We start from the raw sequence: 17378 nt of genomic DNA, 5'->3' as shown, positions 1-17378 counted from the left end.
AGTGACGTTGCGGCGCAACGTGGGTCGTGATTCCTATACACGGACGAAGGACGGGCGATGGGCAGGGTAACCGGCAAGGTGGCCGTGATCAGTGGTGCCGCGCGCGGTCAGGGCCGTTCACATGCGCGAATGCTGGCCGCCGAAGGTGCGGACATCATTGCCGTGGACCTCTGCACCGACATCGACACCAACGAGTATCCCCTGGCGCGCCCCGAGGACCTCGATGAAACGGCACGGCTGGTGGAGAAGGAGGGACAGCGGGCCTTCACCGCGATCGCCGATGTTCGTGACCGCGTCGCCCTTGCCGCGGCCATCGACGAGGGTGTCGCCGAATTCGGGCACCTCGACGTCGTGGTGGCCAACGCGGGCATCTGCCCGCTGACCGCGGGCCTGCCACCGAAGGCCTTCGCCGATGCGGTGGACGTGGACCTGGTCGGCGTGCTCAACCTCGTCCATGCCAGCCTCAAACACTTGCAGGCCGGCGCGTCGATCGTCGTCATCGGGTCCAACGCGGCCTTCATGTCGTCGATGAACACGACCGGCATCGACGGCGGCCCCGGCGGAGCCGGCTATGCCTTCGCGAAACTGGCTGCCGCGCACTACGTCAACGACTTCGCCCTGGCGCTCGCTCCGTTCTCCATCCGGATGAACGCGGTGCACCCGACCAATGTCAACACCGACATGTTGCACAGCCCGCCGATGTACCGGGCCTTCCGGCCCGACCTGAAGGAGCCGACCCGCGAGGACGCCGAACCGATCTTCCCGTTCGTGCAGGCGATGCCCATCCCCTACGTCGAGCCCGAGGACATCAGCGAGGCGGTGTTGTTCCTCGCATCCGACGCCGCCCGCTATATTACCGGACAGCAACTCCGGGTGGACGGCGGCGGCTTCCTCAAGGTCAAGCCGTGGTCGGGCGCGTGACGGCGGTGTCACCAATCCAACTGCACCGCAACGGGATTACGCGATGACCGACGACCCCTCCACGCAACGGCGCCTCTACGCGCTCATGGTGCTGATGAAGGCGGCCGACGACCGGCTATCCAAGGGGATCGGCACCGGGGAGTTCATGTGCGTGTACTGGCCGTCGCGCGGTCAGGAGGCGATCGCCGCCGCGATGGGTGTGGCGCTGCGGCCCGACGATCAGCTGGTGACCACCTATCGCGGATTGCACGACCTCGTCGGCAAGGGAGTGCCGCTCGAGGAGATCTACGGCGAAATGATGGGCCGGACGATCGGCGCGAGCCGGGGCAAAGGCGGCACTATGCACATCGCCAAACCCGAGGTGGGCGTGATGCTATCGACCGGCATCGTCGGGGCCGGGCCGCCGGTGGCCGTAGGACTGGCGATGGCCGCCAGGCGCAAGGGGCTCGACCGAGTCACGGTGGTCAGCTTCGGTGACGGCGCCACCAACACCGGCTCCTTCCACGAAGCGGCCAACATGGCCGCGCTCTGGGACCTGCCCATGGTGTTCGTCTGCCAGAACAACCAGTACGCCGAGATGACCCCGACCGGCGACACCATGAAGCTCGAGCAGGTGGCCGACCGGGCCGCCGGATACGGAATGCCGGGTGTACGCGTCGACGGCAACGATCCCGTGGCGGTGAAAGCCGCCCTCGACGCGGCGCTGCAGCGGGCCCGCGGCGGCGAAGGTCCCACCTTCATCGAGTGCGTGACCTTCCGCTTCCGCGGCCACTATTTCGGGGACCGGATGCCCTACATACCCGCCGAACAACTCGAAGCGGCGCTGGCTGCCGATCCGGTGCCCCGCTTTCGCCGCCACCTTGCCGACGCCGGCACCTGCGATGAGGACGAACTCGCCCGCATCGAAGGCGAGGCGGCGGCCACGGTGGAAGCCGCCCTGCAGGCGGTGATGAGCGCGGATCCGCCGACGGCGGACGAACTCGACCGGGACGTGTACGCAGCTCCGATCCGGTTCCCGGTCTGAGGATTCGGCGATGGACGAAAAAGAGATGACGATGCGCGAGGCGCTGAACCTCGCGCTCGATCAGGCGCTCGCGGCGGACGAGCGGGTCTTCTTGCTCGGTGAGGACATTGCCGATCCCGGCGCGTCCGGTCCGACCGCGGGGCTGTCCACCAAGTACGGGCACCAGCGCGTCCTCGACACACCGATCTCGGAGGCCGCGATCCTGGGCGCGGCCGTCGGGGCCGCGATCGACGGTCTGCTGCCCGTCGCCGAGATCATGATCATGGATTTCATCGGCATCGCCGCCGACCAGCTGATCAACAACGCCGCCAAGCTCAGGTTCATGACGGCCGGGCGCACCTCGGCGCCGATCACCGTCCGCACTCAGGTGTACGCCGGGCTGGCCACCGGTGCGACGCATTCGCAAAGCCTGGAGGCGTGGTTCCTGCACATCCCCGGGATGAAGGTGATCGTGCCGTCCACCCCGCGCGACGGCAAGGGACTGCTGTCGGCGGCGATATTCGACCCGGATCCCTGCCTGTTCATCGAAACAATCCGGTTGCAAAGCAAGAAGGGGCCGGTGCCGCTAGATCCCGGGTTCTCGATCCCGTTGGGCCAGGCCGATATCAAGCGGTCCGGCACCGACGTGAGCCTGATCTGCTATGGCCGTTGCGTGCACGACGCGCTCGCCGCGGCGGCGACCCTGGCCGAGCACGGAGTCAACGCCGAGATCATCGACTTGCGCACCCTGGTGCCGCTGGACGTCGAGACCCTGATCGCGTCCGTCGGGCGCACTCGCAGGGCCGTCATCGTGCACGATGCGGTCCAATTCGGCGGCCCGGGAGCCGAAATCGCGGCGATCCTCGGGACCGAGCTGTTCGGCGAACTCGCCGCGCCCATCGAGCGGGTCGCCACTCGGTTCGTGCCCAACCCGGCCGCCGCCGCGCTCGAAGCCCAGGTGTATCCGTCGCCGGCACGCATCGTCGAGGCGGCCGAGCGCACTCTGGAAAAGGCGAATGCGCATGGCTGAGTTCATCATTCGCATCCCCCGGGTGTCGGTGGCCGTGTCCGAGGCCGAACTCACCGGGTTGCTCGTCGATGCCGGTGAGCGCGTCGAAGCGGGCACGCCGATCTACGTGATCGCCACCGAGAAGGTGGAACAGGAAGTCGAAGCGGGGGCATCTGGCACCGTGCGCTGGACGGGTCAGGTCGGGACAACCTATGACATCGGCGCCGAAATCGGCGTCATAACGCTCAACGAGGAAGGGTAAGCCCTATGGATCTCAACGAGACCCGCGAGAGAATCATCTACGAAAAAGTGGGCCCGATCGCCCGCATCACGCTCAACTGGCCGGAGAAGGCCAACGCCCAGGACCAGAAGCTGGCCGAAGAGGTCGATGCGGCGCTGCTGGATGCGGACCGCGACTATGACATCAAGGTGTTGGTACTCAAGGCCAACGGCAAGGGCTTCTGCTCCGGGCACGCGATCGGCAACAACGCCGTCGACTACCCGTCGTTCGTGGAAAACGCCATGGTCACGGGCCACCCGTGGAAGGCGCAGTCGGACCTCTTCGTCAAGCCAACCCTGAACCTGTGGGAATTCTCCAAGCCCACCATCTCGCAGGTGCACGGCTACTGCGTGGGCGGTGGCACCCACATGGGCCTTACCACCGACATCGTCATCGCCTCCGAGGACGCCTACTTCTCCTACCCGCCGCTGCAGGGGTTCGGCATGCCGTCCGGTGAATGTTCCATCGAGCCCTGGGTGTTCATGAACTGGCGCCGCGCCGCCTACTACCTGTTCACCGCGGAGGTGATCGACGCCAAGAAGGCGCTCGACGTCGGCCTCGTCAACGAGGTCGTTGCGCGAGACCAGCTCGACGACCGCGTCGACGCGATCGCTCGCCACATCGCGCAGGCGCCGTTGACGACCCTGATGCTCACCAAGGCCAACCTCAAACGCGCCTGGGAACTGATGGGCATGCGGGTGCACTGGCAGAGCTCCAACGACCTCGTCGCGCTCGCCTCGATCAGCAAGGACGTGCAGCAGCTGATCCAGACCGTGTTCAAGGACAAGGTGCTGCCGTCCGAGCACGCCCGGCGACAGGCCGCGGCCGCCGCCCAGACCGACGGCGCCGCAACAACTTAGGGCTGCTGGTGAACATCGCCGATCACGCGATCGCAGCCGCACAGTCGTCGGCCCTGGTCACCGACGGCGGCACGATCTCGTTCGGCGAACTGTATGCCCGGAGCCGGCGGGTGGCCGCCGTATTGCACGAGGCGGGCCTGCGCCGCGGCGACGGCGTGGCACTGGTGCTGCCGAACCGGCCGGAATTCTTCGAAATCACTTGGGGTGCTCAGCTTTCCGGCCTCTACTACACCGCGGTCAACACCCACTTCCTGCCCGAGGAGGTCAGCTACGTCATCGACGACTCGGACGCCAAGGCGGTCTTCGTCGACGCCTCGATGCCCGGCCTGGCAGCGCACATCCACAACGCCAACGCCGGCGTGGTCGCCCACATCGCGATCGGGGATTTCCTGGCCAGCTGGCGGTCATATGAGGACGCGCTGGCGGCGGCCGGCGCGGCCCCACCGGTTTCGGACGGGTCGGAGATGCTCTATTCATCCGGCACCACCGGGCGGCCCAAGGCGGTGCGGCGGCCGCTGCCGGTCGACGGCAACGGATCCTGGGCACAGTCGGTGCTCGAGATGGCGCTCATCCACAAATACGGCATGAGCTCCTCGAGCGTGTACCTGTCGCCCGCGCCGCTGTATCACGCGGCGGGGGTGAACTACACCATGGCGGCCAACCGGGTGGGCGCGGCGTCGATCCTCATGCGCAAGTTCGACGCCGAGGCGGTGTTGCGGCTGATCGAGACCCACCGGGTGACCCACGCGCAGTTCGTCCCGACGATGTTCGTGCGCATGCTCAAGTTGCCCGCGGCGGTCCGCGAACGCTATGACGTGTCCAGCTTGCAGTGCGTCATTCACGCGGCCGCACCCTGCCCGGTCGATGTCAAGCACGGGATGATGGACTGGTTCGGGCCCATTATTCACGAATATTACGGCGGCACCGAGGGTTTCGCGGGGACCACGATCGGTCCGCAGGATTGGCTCGCGCATCCCGGCTCCGTGGGGATTCCGATGGCCCCCGTTCACGTGCTCGGCGAAGACGGGCAAGAACTTCCCGTCGGCGGATCCGGCGAGCTCTATTTCGAAGGTGGGCCCGACTTCGAATACTTCAAGGATCCCGCCAAGACCGCATCGGTGTACAACGACCGGGGGTGGCGATCGCTCGGCGACATGGGCTATGTCGACCGTGACGGGTACCTGTATCTCACCGACCGGTCGACGTTCACGATCGTCTCCGGCGGGGTGAACATCTACCCGCAAGAGGCGGAGAATCTGCTCGTCATGCATCCGAAGCTGATTGACGCGGCGGTATTCGGGGTGCCCAACGACGAGTTCGGCGAGGAGGTCAAGGCCGTCGTGCAGCCGGCCGACGGCGTGGAGCCCGGACCCGGGCTCGAGGCCGAACTGCTCGAATATTGCCGGGCCCACCTGGCCGGCTACAAGTGCCCCCGCACGGTCGAATTCGACCGCGAGCTCCCGCGGGACCCAAACGGAAAGCTGTACAAGAGGCGCATCCGCGACCGTTACTGGCAGGGACGGGCGTCGCGAATCCTATGAAAAAGGGAATCGAAGCATGGTGACCACCAACAACAACGACGTGAACTGGACCCCGCTTCCGGTGCCGTGGGCGGTCCAGACCGCCGATCGGATTCCCAAGCAGCGGTACTACGACCCGGAGTTCTACGCGCTCGAAAATGAACTGCTCTGGCCGCGGGTGTGGCAGATGGCTTGCCGCCTCGAGGAAATCCCCAAGCCGGGCGACTATGTCGAGTACGAGATTATCGACGATTCCGTCATCGTGGTCCGGTTGGACGCCGAGACCGTGCGCGCCTACCACAATGCGTGCCGCCACCGCGGGGTGAAGTTGGTGGAGGGCAACGGGAATCGGCGCACCTTCGTGTGCCCCTTCCATGGCTGGTGCTGGGGCATGGATGGGCGTAACACGTTTGTGTTGAGGCCCGAGGAGTTTGACGAGCACAACCTGAGCCCCGAGGATCTGCGCCTCGTCTCGGTGCGATGCGAGGTCTGGGGCGGGTGCGCATGGATCAACCTCGACGATAACGCACCGCCGTTGCGCGACTGCTTCGAGCCGTTCGCATCGATCTACGACGCATGGAAGGTGGAGTCACTGCGCGTCGAGTGGTGGCAGTCGTGCCGGCTGCCGGTGAACTGGAAGCTGGCGACGGCCGCCTTCATGGAGGGCTATCACGTGCCGCAGACCCACCCGCAGCTGCTGCCTTCCAGCATGCCGACTACCGCCAAGCCACCGGGCCTGGCGCAGACCAATGTGTATTTCATGCGCGCGCTCGGCGAGGGCATGGCCGGCATGACGCACGAGAATGACGTCCGCATCGCCGAAGGCCTGCAGGACATGGAGTTGCCGTCGGATCCGGCCGAGGCGATGGCGGTCTGGCGCAGCACCCTCAACGACGCCATCGTGCACTGGCATCGAGCCAGGGGCTGCGACATCCCCGACCTCAACGACCTGGCACGGCGAGGCATCACCGAGGCCATCAACTTCTGCTTCCCGCATTACTTTGTGCTGCCGCAGTACAGCAGCGCGTCGTCCTACCGGATCCGGCCGCTGGGGGCGGAGGAAACCCTCTTCGAGATCTGGTCACTCACCCGCATCCCACCCGACCGCACCACGCCCAAGCCGACGCCGCCGGTTCCGATGGCGCCCGACGACCCACGTTGGCCGCCGATTCCCGCGCAGGACTTCTCCAATCTGCCCAAGCAACAAAAAGGACTGCACTCGAAGGGTTTTGAATACATGAGGTTGTCCAGCAGAATCGAGGGGCTGATCTCGAACTTCGAACGCGTCATCGACGGCTTCCTCGCCGGACTGCCGTACGACACGCTGGTACCCGCCATCCAGAAGACCAACACCACCATCGACGTGCCGATGGTGGATCTCGGCTTCACTTCGGCATTCGGGGCCGCCGGCAGGGCGGCACGATGAGCACCCAGTGGGACCACTCCGTCGACCTGCTCATCGCGGGCAGCGGCGGGGGCGGCATGGCCGCGGCCTTGGCTGCGCTCGACTCCGGCATCGAGCCGCTGGTGCTCGAAAAGCAGTCGCTGGTGGGCGGTTCCACGGGGCTTTCCGGTGGCATGGTGTGGCTGCCGAACAACCCGTTGATGCGCGCCGACGGAATCGCGGACTCGCATGAGGACGGCCTGGCGTACTTCGACGACGTCGTCGGCGACATCGGGGCCGCGTCCTCACCTGCGCGCCGGGAGACGTTCCTGACCGCGGGCTACGAAATGGTCAACTTCCTGATCCGCAAGGGCGTCCGCTTCGTGCGGTGCCCCGGCTGGAGCGACTACTACCCGAACCACAAGGGCGGCAACGAGTCCGGTCGTGCCATCGAATGCGTTCCCTATGACGCGGCGGCGCTGGGAGACTGGCGCGACAAGGTGCAGCCGTCCATGGCCAAGAGCTACGGCGGGTTCGTCCTCAAGACGAACGAGTTGCGCTCGGTGCAGTACTTCAACCGATCGCCGCGCGCCTTCGCCGTGGCGATGCGGGTGTTCGCGCGGACCAGGGCGGCGCGGCTGCGCCGTCGCGAGATGCTCACCAACGGAGCCTCACTCATCGGCCAGATGCTGAAGGTGCTGATCGACCTGCGCGGTGACCCGCCGATCTGGACTGACGCGGCCATGCTCGATCTGATCGTCGAGGACGGCCGTGTCGTCGGCGCGCGCGTCTCCCACGGCGGCGCCACGCGCAATGTCGAGGCGCGCAAGGGCGTACTGCTCGCGGCGGGTGGCTTCAGCCGCAATGCGGACATGCGCCGCCGCTACAGCGGCGACCAGCCCAACGAGGCGCGTTGGTCGATCGCCAATGCCGGCGACACCGGCGAGGTGCTTCAGACCGCCATGCGGCTGGGCGCGAAGACCGACCTGCTGGACGAGGCTTGGTGGCTGCCCTCCATTTTCATCGCCGACGGCGGTGATGCCGCGAGGGCGCTCGGCAGCGGGCGGCAGCGGCCGGGTGCCATTTACGTCGACGGGGCGGGCAAGAGATTCTGCAACGAGTCGAATTCCTACGTGGAGGTCGGCAAGGCCATGTACGCCAATAAGGCGGTGCCCTGCTGGATGGTCTTCGACGAGGGTTACATCCGCCGATACGTCTCGGGCGCCAACCCGTTCAAGAAGCGCAGCCTGCCCGAGGAGCTGATAGAGCGGGGCGCGGTCCTGCGCGGTGCGACCATCGCCGATCTCGCACGCCAGATCGATGTCCCGGCCGACGCGCTCGAACAAACGGTCAAGCGGTTCAACGGGTTTGCGGTCAAGGGCCTCGACCCCGATTTCGGCCGCGGCCAGTCGGCGTACAACGACTGCCTGGGTGATCCCGGCTACCGCCCGAACGCCGCGTTGGGGCCGCTCGAGCGGCCACCGTACTACGCAACCAGGGTGCTACCCGCCGATGTCGGGACGTGCGGAGGCGTGATCACCAACGAACACGCGCAGGTGCTCGACGAGGACGACTGCGTGATCGACGGGTTGTATGCGACGGGCAACATCACGGCGACGGTGATGGGCCGAAACTATTTGGGCGCGGGCGGGAGCATCGCATACACCATGGTGTTCGGCTACGTCGCGGCGCGGCACGCAGCCGGCCGCAAGATCGCCGGCGAGCGGACTCGCTAGGACTCGTCGCGGTCGACGAAGTCACGCGGCTTCATGCCCGACTGCATCAGCTCGGTGCGCCGCGCCTGCACATCGGACGCGGCACCCACCATGTTGGTCAGGATGTGGCTGACCTGGAGATGGACCCGCATGCCCATCAATTCCCACGCGCGTTTCACGTTGTTCTTGACCGCCATCAGTGTGGTCAACGGGATTTGGGCGATCTTGCGCGCCATCTCCTCGACGGTGTCCTCGAGGTCGTCGCGTGGAACCACCCGGTTGAGCAGCCCCCACTCGAGGGCCTGCTGCGCGGACAGCGTCGGCGCCAGCAGCAGCCAGTCCATGGTGCGATGCCAATTCATCAACAGCCACGGCTCGATCATCGTGTGCCCGCCGGGTTCGCCGAGGCTTTGGGCAAGTGGCATCTGGAAATACGCGTCCTCGGAGGCAACGCAGAAGTCGGTCAGCAAGCCGAGATAGATCCCGCCGCCCATGCAATATCCATGGATCTGCGAGATGGTCGGCTTGGGGAATTCCCACAGATATAGCGTCGGCCACAGGAACAAATCGGCGGTGCCTTTGTAGAGGTCCTCGAACGTGCTCCCGAAATCCGGGTACGGGTTCTCGTCCGGGCCCCAGCGCGCCACATGGCCGCCGCAGAATCCCTTGCCGTTCGCCTTGAGAATCACGACCTTGATGTCCTTGTCCCGGTCGGCCTCGTGCAGGCAGTCGTCGACCTCGGTGACCAGGACGGCGTCCTTGGTGTTGGCCTTGTCCACCCGGTTCAGGATGATCCGCGCAATCGGCGGTTCGCGTTCATAAATGACCGCTTCCAGGACACGGCGCTCCATCCTGGTGACACTACCGGAGACCGCCATTCTCCGAATTCGCTTTGCGGTTGCGCAATGTCAGCGGTTGGAGTGAAGTGTATGGAAGCGCTGGATCAGCCGGAATGGAGCTGTGATGACGACTGCGTCGGACCGGGCGGCACAGCTGGACCTGGTGGCCCGGCTGCAATCCTCCTACCCCGAACTCCCGGACGCCCCCACACCGGATCTCATTGACCACGAACGGTTCAACGCGTACGTCAAGACCCCACACGATGTCGGCGGAGAACCGGACGCTCCCGCCGAATACGAGAACAAGCAGTACGAGATCTGGGAAGAGAACACCTACATCATGTGCGAGGTGCTCGGCTGGCGCGGGATCTGGCTGTCCGAGGAACGCCGCCGGATGGGCAACGTCGACCTCGGCCGCACCATCTATCTCGGCCTTCCCTATTACGGGCGGTGGTTGCTCGCCGTGGTGCGCGTCCTCGTCGAAAAACACCACATCGGCCTGAGCGAATTGGCCGAGCGAATGGCCCAGGTGAAGGCACGGTATGAGGACGGGCTGGCGGGAAAGCCGTTGCGGGCCGAACCCAGATTCGAAGGCGATCCTGCCAAGGTCAAACGCAACGAACACCACATCCACGCCGTCGGCAAAGGTGATCCGCAGATATTTGCCGGGCAGGCCGGCGAGCCGAAGTTCCGCGTCGGCGACAAGGTCGTCGTGAAGGACCTGCCCATCCTTCTCTATACCCGCACCCAGGAATACGTTCGGGGCGCAGTAGGTGAGATTGCCGTCGTCACATATGAAAGCCCCGCCGCCGAAGACGAGACGTGGGCGGGCCCGGATCAGAAACCCGAGTGGTTCTACATCGTTCGGTTCAACCAGTCCGAGCTCTGGCACGGCTACACCGGCCCCCCCAACGACACGCTGCAAACCGAGATACCCGAGCGATGGCTCGAGCGTGCCGTTCATTCCGAGGGGCCATCGGCATGACCGCCCACGACCACGACCACGACCGGACCGCCGCACCGATGGTGGACGAGTCACCGACTTCGAGGTCCTTGAGATCGCCCTTCGTGAATTGTCAGCGACTTCACCGCCTTCCACGTTCTGGTGGACACGCCCACCCTGCACCACGTCATCGTGTGTACCTTGTGCTCCTGCTACCCGCGCCCGATCCTGGGCAACTCACCGGAGTGGTACCGCACGCCCAACTATCGCCGCCGCATCGTGCGCTGGCCGCGCCAGGTGCTCGCGGAATTCGGCCTGATTCTTCCCGAGGACGTCGAGATCCGGGTGGAGGATTCCAACCAGAAACACCGCTTCATGGTGATGCCGGTGCGTCCGGAAGGGACCCAGGGCTGGACCGAGGACCAGCTGGTCGAAATCGTCACTCGCGATTGCCTGATCGGTGTCGCGCTCCCTAAAGCTGGGGTGACGGCGAACGTGATCACCGAAACCCGGCCGGCCATCCATCCGGTCGACAGCTGAACCCCGGGGGCAGACGGGTGAGCAGTTCAGAGAATCCCAGGATCGCGCCATTGGCGGAAATCGTTGAACGCCAACATGTCTGGAGCCGGATGATGGCGAAACACGGGGTCGACAATCCGGTGCCGCCGTGGAAAACGAGCCTTGACGGCATGTGCGATGTCCTGGACCAAAGCAGTTGCGGCACAGAGGTGCTCAGTTTCATCGACCGGCGAAACGAAGAGGACTCCCTGTCCGCAACGGTCTATGCGTCCCTCCCCTATCCAGAGAATCGGCTGGTGGCGTTGGCGCACTCGCTCGTGGCGCGGGGCGTCATCACCGAGGCCGAGTTGGCCGAGCGACTGGCGGCCGTCCGCACCAGGCTGGAAGCCGGCGACGCCTGAGCTTTCGGGGCAGTCCCCTGTTTCGACCGCCTGTTTCGCCGTTCGTCGCGAATAGGCTAGACTGACGACAACGTTGGCCTCACCACACTGAACGCCAACACCGTCGTGGAACGCTTTCTCATCCCCTTCTTGCCGGCCGGAGTTCGCGCTGAGCACTGAATCCAGATGATCCGTGCATCCGCACTAGCTTGTCTCGCGGCGATCGATTTTGCCGACCGGCAATCTCGCCACTCAAGTGCTGATGGCTGCTCGACGATGACGTCTCCGCCCCCGGCACCACCGATGCCTGAAAGGCACCGAAAAGTGACTACCAGCAAGACTTTCGCCGACCTCGGCGTGCGCCACCACCTGGTGGAGGCGCTCGCCAAGCGTGGCATTACAGACCCGTTCCCGATTCAGGTCGAGACCCTGCCCGACACGCTCGCCGGTCGGGACGTGCTCGGTCGCGGAAAGACCGGGAGCGGCAAGACCCTGGCCTTCTCGATCCCGCTCGTCAGCCGCCTGTCGGTGCGAAACCGGCCGGCCTCGCGGCCATCGGGCCTGGTGCTGGCGCCGACCCGGGAATTGGCGACGCAGATCACAGCGACGCTCGAGCCGCTGGCAACCGCTTCCGGCTTGGCGATCACCACGATCTTCGGCGGCGTTTCACAAGGCCGTCAGGTCGCAGCCCTCAAGTCCGGAGTCGACATCGTGGTGGCCTGCCCAGGCCGGCTCGAGGACTTGATGAAGCAGCGGTTGATCAGCCTCGACGCGGTCGAGGTCACCGTCATCGACGAAGCCGACCACATGGCCGATCTAGGCTTCCTGCCCGGCGTCACCCGAATCCTGGCCGCAACTCCGAATGGTGGTCAGCGGCTGCTCTTTTCGGCGACCCTGGACAACGGCGTCGACAAGCTCGTCAAGCGGTTCCTGCGAAACGAGGTGCTGCACTCGGTCGATGAGGCCAACTCGCCGGTGTCCGAGATGACCCATCACGTGTTTCATGTCGCCAATGCCCAAGCCAAGAACGAGGTCGTGCACCGGCTCGCATCCGGCACCGGGCGTCGGATTCTGTTCATGCGTACCAAGCATCAAGCGCGCAAGCTCGCCAGGCAGCTGACCGAATCGGGCGTTCCCTCAGTTGACCTGCACGGCAACCTGTCTCAGCCCGCGCGTGAGCGCAACCTCGCGATGTTCGCCTCGGGTGGCGCCCGGGTGCTGGTGGCAACCGACATCGCCGCGCGTGGCGTCCACGTCGACGAGGTCGAACTCGTCGTGCACATCGACCCGCCCAGTGAGCACAAGTCCTATCTGCACCGGTCCGGGCGCACCGCCCGGGCGGGAAGCGCCGGCGACGTGGTCACCGTGGTGCTGCCCGAGCAGCGCCGCGACACCCAGGTGCTGATGCGCAAGGCCGGCATCACTGTCGCCCCCCAGCAGGTCACCGCCGCATCCGAGGCGGTGCAAGCGCTCGTCGGTGAGGTGGCGCCATACCAGGCCCCCGCACCCGCCCGGTTGGCCGCAGGCGCGCCCCAGCAGCATCGGACCAACACCAACGGGCAGCGGCGTCGCCGGTCCGGGAGGCCGCCGAAGACCAATCCCGCACCCAGCGAATCGGCGATGTCTCACCGCAGCGGTACGCCTGCGCGGCGGCCGGACCGTCGCCGCTCGAGCCGAGCGCAAGGAAGTGCCGGCTAGGGCGGAGCGATTCAGCGCCGGGCCAGCAGCCATGCTTGACCGCCGCCTTCGTCAGCGTCGATCAATTCCAGGTCGGCGAAGGCTGCGGGCAGCTCGCCGGCCGCGGCGCGGAAGGCACCGGCCCCGGCCCCGACCTCGCTGAGCGCGGCGATCGCCAGCAGCCCGCCCGGCGCCAGGCGGTCGATGATCGCCCGGTCGAGGCGGGGGTCCCGGAACTTGCAGCAGACGATGACATCGACCGGCGCCCCCGCCGGCAGACCGCCATCGAAATCGACGACCTCGAAACGACAGCGGTGACCCACCGCGGCGCGCTGGGCCAGTTCTCGCGCCTGGCCGATGGCTACCGGGGAGACGTCGAAACCCACCACCTGCAGGCCGCGTGCGGCCAGCCAGACCGAGCCGGTCCCCTGTCCGCAGGCGAGCTCGAGCGCCCTTCCGGACGTGGGAAACAGATCCGCGTGGCCCGCAAAAACGGGGGGCGGCGCAACCGAACTCAACGGTGGCGGTCCCTTCGCCGCATACCGTTCGTCCCAGCGATGCCGGTCCGCCTCGCCCATGGCGCCACTCTAGAACCCGCCCGCGCCGGTGGCATTCGGTCTTGTTCTAGACATCTGTACGGACAGCGTGCGCTGCCAAACGGCCAGCAAAAGGGCGAGCCGGCCGCGCTGAGTGGATGTTGTTGGCGGCGAGTCCCGTTCCTACACTGGACGAGTGTCTAGAGATGCGTCGTCGCCGGTCGTTGCCGGGAAAGCGGCCACCGCGAACTCGGCCCGCAGGTCGGATCGCCGGCCCGGGCAGACCATTCGCAAGGTCCTCGACGCCGGGTTGGCGGAGTTGCGGGAGTCCTCATACGCGAACCTGACGATGCGCGCGGTCGCGACTCGCGCCGGGGTATCGCCTGCCAGCGCCTACACCTACTTTCCCTCGAAGAGTGCGCTCGTCGCCGCGGTGTATCTGCGTTTCCTGCGCGAGCTGCCGCTACACACCGACGTCAACGACACGACCAAGACCCGGGTCAGCGCCACCCTGCGGGACATGGCGGTCGTGGTCGCCGACGAGCCGGAGCTGACCGCCGCCTGCGGCGCCGCGCTGATGGCCGACGATCCTGCGGTCGCACCGCTCCGGGAGCAGATCGGCGAAGAAGTAACCAAGCGGATCGGGGCCGCGCTCGGCCCCGGTTGGCCCCGGGCCGTGAAATCCACGTTGCAGATGACCTTCTCCGGTGCGCTGATGACCGCCCGGTTCATCAGCTTCGCCGAAATCTCCGGCCAGCTCGACGAGGCGGTCAACCTCATCCTGGGTGCGTCGACGGCATGAACGTTTCGGCCCGCCAAGCCAGTAGGTGCGGCTAACCGGTTCGGGCCAGCTTTCGCGCCGGGCTGCCCGCCCGGAGGAATTCACCGAATCGCCGCCGGCCCAGCTCCCGCGCAGCCGTGCCGGCGCCGAAGGCGAGCTTCCCCGACACCAGCACCGCTGTGACGGTGTCGTCGTTGCGGTTCACCATCCGCGACAGCCCGCCGTAGGATTCCACCGGATTTTCGGCGTAGCGGTCCAGTGATTCGTCGAGCTTGTCCGGATTGATGACGACGATGTCGGCGCGGTCGCCCTCGTGCAGCGTGCCTGCGTCGATCTCGTACCACGCACCGAGCTCCCCGGTAAGCCGGTGCACGGCGCGCTCGATCGACATGAACGGCGTGCCTTGCTTCTCGGCGTCGCGCACGTGGCGCAGCAGGCGCAGGCCCGAGTTGTAGAACGCCATGTTGCGCAGGTGCGCACCCGCGTCCGAGAACCCCATCTGCACGCCCGCGCTTTGCGCCAGCCGCCTGAGCATTTCGGGCCGGTGGTTGGAGATCGTGGTGCGCCAGCGCAACTCGTCGCCGTGCTCGAGCACCAGATCCAGGAACGCGTCGACCGGATGCAGCCCGCCGCGATCCAAGCCCACCTGCCCGAAGGACTTCCCGATCACGGATTCGTCCGGGCACGCCACGATGTCGGCGTCGAAGAAGTCGCGGTGCCACACCCGTGGCCCGTATTTCTGGTCGTAGTCCTTGCGGAACTGCCGCCGGTAGGCCTCGTCGCGCATCAGCTCGTTGCGGGCGATCTCATCCTGCAGATGCAGCGCCGCTGCGCCGGAGCCGAACTCTTCGAAGATCACCAGCGAAATGCCGTCGGCGTAGACCTCGAACGGCACCGGCAGGTGCTGCCAGCGGAAGTCCGCACCGAGCGCGTTGACCAGGCGGGCGAGCCAGTCCATCAGGTAAATGACCGGCGGCAGCGACTTGACGTCGGCGGCCGACAGCAGGCTGGTCTTCAACCGTCGGCGCCCCACCCCCAGCGACGTGGCCAGTTGAGAAATGATCGACAACGGGTTCTTGATGTCGGGCCCCGACTGCAGGATCTTGTTGCGCCGCCGCAGGATAGCGTTCAAACGCCGAAGTTCGCGCGGCTTGGCGTAGGTCGATGGCAGGGTGCGCGAGCGGCACACCTCGCCATCGAGTTTGTCGAACAGCAGTTGCTGCGACGACAGCCCGACGAAGCCTTCGTCGAGAGCGTCTTCGAGCATCGACTCCATTCGCGCCAGCTCGGCCGCCGACGGGCGGGTGTCCTTGCGGGTTGCCCGGTCCAGTCCCATCGTCGCGGCGCGGATGTCGGAGTGACCGATGAACGCCGCAATGTTGGGGCCGAGGTTCAGCCGTTCGAGTGCGGCCACGTACTCCTTGGGACTGTTCCATGACCGGGTTTCGTTGAGCTGCTCGATGACGTAGCGCCGCGGAATCGCTTCGACGCGGCCGAAGATGTCGCCGGCGTCGACGTTGTCCAGGTACACGGTGGACAGCGAGCAGGAGCCCAGCATGACGGTCGTCACCCCGTGTCGCAGCGATTCGGAAAGCGCCGGCTCACACAGTGTTTCGATGTCGTAGTGGGTGTGGATGTCGATGATGCCCGGGATCACCCATTGGCCGGTGGCGTCGATGATCTGAGCGCCGGTCGTGTCGAGTGGCCCCGTGGCGATGGTGGCAACGCGGCCGTCACGAATGCCGATGTCCCGCACAGCCGACGGCCCACCCGTGCCGTCGAACCAGCGTCCGTTCGTGATTACGGTGTCGTACTGCATCGGTCGGCCTCTCTGTTGCGCCGGAGCCTCCGGACCCGCGGTGATCATACATAAAACGCATTTTGTCTTGCCGCGCGAGCGAGGCGGGACTCGGCGGTTAGCCAGCAACGATGGCGTCCTGAAGACGATATGATCCCGCTGTGGGGTTCACCGACTACGGGTTTGCCGCCCGTTAATCATGCGCAGTCACGGTTGGTCAGGTAATACGCCGTCATCCGATGCGGAGGCGATCGAGCGCATCCTCGACGCCGCCGACAAGATCATCGACGAACGTGGCTCGGCTATGCGCATCGCGGACGTGGCGCGGGCCCTGGGGGTGACCCGGCAGACCGTCTATCGATACTTCCCCGGAACGCAGGCCCTGTTGGTGGCCTCGGCGATGCGGTCGGCCGACGGTTTCCTCGATCGCATGGCGGCACACCTTCAGGGAGTCACCGACCCGGTGGTGGCCATCACCGAGGGAATGGCTTTCGCAATCGAAGAGCTTGCCGCGGACAACCAGGTCGAATTCGTGCTCAACCAGCGCCACCGCGGCGGCCACAAAGTCTCGATCATCTCCGATACCGCGCTGGCGTTCGGTCGTTCGATGCTCCATCGCTACGACATCGATTGGGAGCATTACGGTTTCGACGAAGCCGGGCTGGACGAGCTGAACGAATTCTCGCTGCGAGTTCTGCATTCCTTCCTGGCCGACCCGGGCCGGCCGGCGCGCAGCGGTGCCGATCTGCGCCGCTACCTCACCCGCTGGATCGGGCCGGCCATCGCCTATCCGCAGATGGTCCGGGCGATGGACGCGGTGGGCGCCCCGGGGCCGCCGAGAACACGCCGGCGTTCCTCGAAAGCCTCCTGAGCCGGCCAAGACAGGACGGGCGGAACCTGACCATACATATCCGTGATGGTGTCCGGCCGGCCGCGCGCCGTGTCCGGCCTGGAGAGCGATTGATCCGTGCCCCCGGCCCAGCCATCCTTAATGGGCCGACGTTGTCTACCGATTGAAGGAGGCCTCGGCGTGGTCGGTTTGGGACAGGTCGCGCTGAACAGCGCACCCATCTTCGGTGGCGCGCTGCTCGCGGTCGCGGCGGGGCAATTCAGAGGCCCGGATTACCGGGAGGCGATCAGGCAGGACATGGACTTGCTCGATCGCCTGCCCCCCGAGGACGTCCACAGGCGCGCCGAATTGCGGCGCACCATC

The 17378-nt window shown here is 66.2% G+C and carries 16 protein-coding genes and 2 pseudogenes; 15 read left to right on the top strand and 3 right to left on the bottom strand.

What is annotated here, in order from left to right; translation table 11 throughout:
- Positions 1–57: 57 nt before the first annotated feature.
- The 8 genes from AC5Y4H_RS03720 to AC5Y4H_RS03685 are packed head-to-tail and all read left to right on the top strand — an operon-like array spanning position 58 to position 8713.
- Positions 58–921 carry a mycofactocin-coupled SDR family oxidoreductase gene (locus AC5Y4H_RS03720; protein WP_067913341.1) on the top strand — a complete coding sequence of 288 codons (864 nt, stop codon included), beginning with the start codon at positions 58–60 and terminating at the stop codon, positions 919–921.
- Between the two features lie 43 nt (positions 922–964).
- The gene (locus AC5Y4H_RS03715; protein WP_499978681.1) at positions 965–1945 is read left to right on the top strand and encodes a thiamine pyrophosphate-dependent dehydrogenase E1 component subunit alpha; all 981 of its coding nucleotides are present in this window, start codon (positions 965–967) and stop codon (positions 1943–1945) included.
- 10 nt (positions 1946–1955) lie between these two features.
- The gene (locus AC5Y4H_RS03710; RefSeq protein WP_499978679.1) at positions 1956–2954 is read left to right on the top strand and encodes an alpha-ketoacid dehydrogenase subunit beta; all 999 of its coding nucleotides are present in this window, start codon (positions 1956–1958) and stop codon (positions 2952–2954) included.
- A complete protein-coding gene (locus AC5Y4H_RS03705) occupies positions 2947–3195 on the top strand; it encodes a lipoyl domain-containing protein (RefSeq protein ID WP_499978677.1) in 249 nt (82 codons plus the stop codon). The genes AC5Y4H_RS03710 and AC5Y4H_RS03705 overlap by 8 nt, the downstream gene beginning before the upstream one ends.
- Positions 3196–3200: 5 nt before the next feature.
- A complete protein-coding gene (locus AC5Y4H_RS03700) occupies positions 3201–4073 on the top strand; it encodes an enoyl-CoA hydratase-related protein (protein WP_499978675.1) in 873 nt (290 codons plus the stop codon).
- Between the two features lie 8 nt (positions 4074–4081).
- On the top strand, positions 4082–5614 hold the full coding sequence (locus AC5Y4H_RS03695) for an acyl-CoA synthetase (RefSeq protein WP_499978674.1): 1533 nt from the start codon (positions 4082–4084) through the stop codon (positions 5612–5614).
- A 16-nt stretch (positions 5615–5630) separates the two neighbouring features.
- Positions 5631–7019: an aromatic ring-hydroxylating oxygenase subunit alpha gene (locus tag AC5Y4H_RS03690; RefSeq protein ID WP_499978673.1), complete on the top strand. Its 1389-nt coding sequence runs from the start codon at positions 5631–5633 to the stop codon at positions 7017–7019.
- Entirely contained in the window at positions 7016–8713 is a 1698-nt protein-coding gene (locus AC5Y4H_RS03685; protein WP_499978672.1) for an FAD-binding protein, read from the top strand. Before AC5Y4H_RS03690 ends, AC5Y4H_RS03685 begins: the two co-directional genes overlap by 4 nt.
- Here AC5Y4H_RS03685 and AC5Y4H_RS03680 read toward each other — a convergent pair.
- Positions 8710–9543, bottom strand: coding sequence for an enoyl-CoA hydratase-related protein (locus AC5Y4H_RS03680; RefSeq protein ID WP_499978671.1), 834 nt, complete (start codon positions 9541–9543; stop codon positions 8710–8712). The genes AC5Y4H_RS03685 and AC5Y4H_RS03680 overlap by 4 nt on opposite strands.
- Positions 9544–9655: 112 nt before the next feature.
- Between AC5Y4H_RS03680 and AC5Y4H_RS03675 the strand changes: the two genes are divergently transcribed.
- The 4 genes and pseudogenes from AC5Y4H_RS03675 to AC5Y4H_RS03660 all read left to right on the top strand — a co-directional run bounded on the left by AC5Y4H_RS03675 (position 9656) and on the right by AC5Y4H_RS03660 (position 13071).
- Positions 9656–10516 carry an SH3-like domain-containing protein gene (locus AC5Y4H_RS03675; RefSeq protein WP_499978670.1) on the top strand — a complete coding sequence of 287 codons (861 nt, stop codon included), beginning with the start codon at positions 9656–9658 and terminating at the stop codon, positions 10514–10516.
- Positions 10513–11014: pseudogene (locus AC5Y4H_RS03670) on the top strand (nitrile hydratase subunit alpha). The gene AC5Y4H_RS03675 and the pseudogene AC5Y4H_RS03670 overlap by 4 nt, the downstream one beginning before the upstream one ends.
- An 89-nt stretch (positions 11015–11103) precedes the next feature.
- Complete coding sequence (locus tag AC5Y4H_RS03665; RefSeq protein WP_499979138.1) at positions 11104–11394, top strand: thiocyanate hydrolase; 291 nt, start codon at positions 11104–11106, stop codon at positions 11392–11394.
- A 303-nt stretch (positions 11395–11697) separates the two neighbouring features.
- The gene (locus AC5Y4H_RS03660) at positions 11698–13071 is read left to right on the top strand and encodes a DEAD/DEAH box helicase (RefSeq protein WP_499978668.1); all 1374 of its coding nucleotides are present in this window, start codon (positions 11698–11700) and stop codon (positions 13069–13071) included.
- Positions 13072–13082: 11 nt separating this feature from the next.
- On the opposite strand, the gene AC5Y4H_RS03655 is transcribed toward AC5Y4H_RS03660, so the two are convergent.
- Positions 13083–13628 carry a class I SAM-dependent methyltransferase gene (locus tag AC5Y4H_RS03655; RefSeq protein ID WP_499978667.1) on the bottom strand — a complete coding sequence of 182 codons (546 nt, stop codon included), beginning with the start codon at positions 13626–13628 and terminating at the stop codon, positions 13083–13085.
- Positions 13629–13782: 154 nt separating this feature from the next.
- Here AC5Y4H_RS03655 and AC5Y4H_RS03650 point away from each other — a divergent pair, with 154 nt between their 5' ends.
- The gene (locus AC5Y4H_RS03650) at positions 13783–14388 is read left to right on the top strand and encodes a TetR/AcrR family transcriptional regulator (protein WP_499978665.1); all 606 of its coding nucleotides are present in this window, start codon (positions 13783–13785) and stop codon (positions 14386–14388) included.
- Positions 14389–14419: 31 nt separating this feature from the next.
- Here the strand turns inward: AC5Y4H_RS03650 and AC5Y4H_RS03645 are convergent, their stop codons facing one another.
- Positions 14420–16186 (bottom strand): N-acyl-D-amino-acid deacylase family protein, encoded by a 1767-nt coding sequence (locus AC5Y4H_RS03645; RefSeq protein WP_499978664.1) that lies wholly within the window; start codon positions 16184–16186, stop codon positions 14420–14422.
- 178 nt (positions 16187–16364) lie between these two features.
- Between AC5Y4H_RS03645 and AC5Y4H_RS03640 the strand changes: the two genes are divergently transcribed.
- Both AC5Y4H_RS03640 and AC5Y4H_RS03635 read left to right on the top strand, forming a co-directional pair.
- Complete coding sequence (locus tag AC5Y4H_RS03640) at positions 16365–17036, top strand: TetR/AcrR family transcriptional regulator (protein ID WP_499978662.1); 672 nt, start codon at positions 16365–16367, stop codon at positions 17034–17036.
- Between the two features lie 120 nt (positions 17037–17156).
- Positions 17157–17378: pseudogene (locus AC5Y4H_RS03635) on the top strand (hypothetical protein); the annotation flags it as partial.

It is taken from the genome of Mycobacterium sp. NGS58 (genome assembly GCF_059812385.1).
Note: the sequence above shows the minus strand (reverse complement) of the source record. Positions and strands in the feature narration are given on the sequence as shown.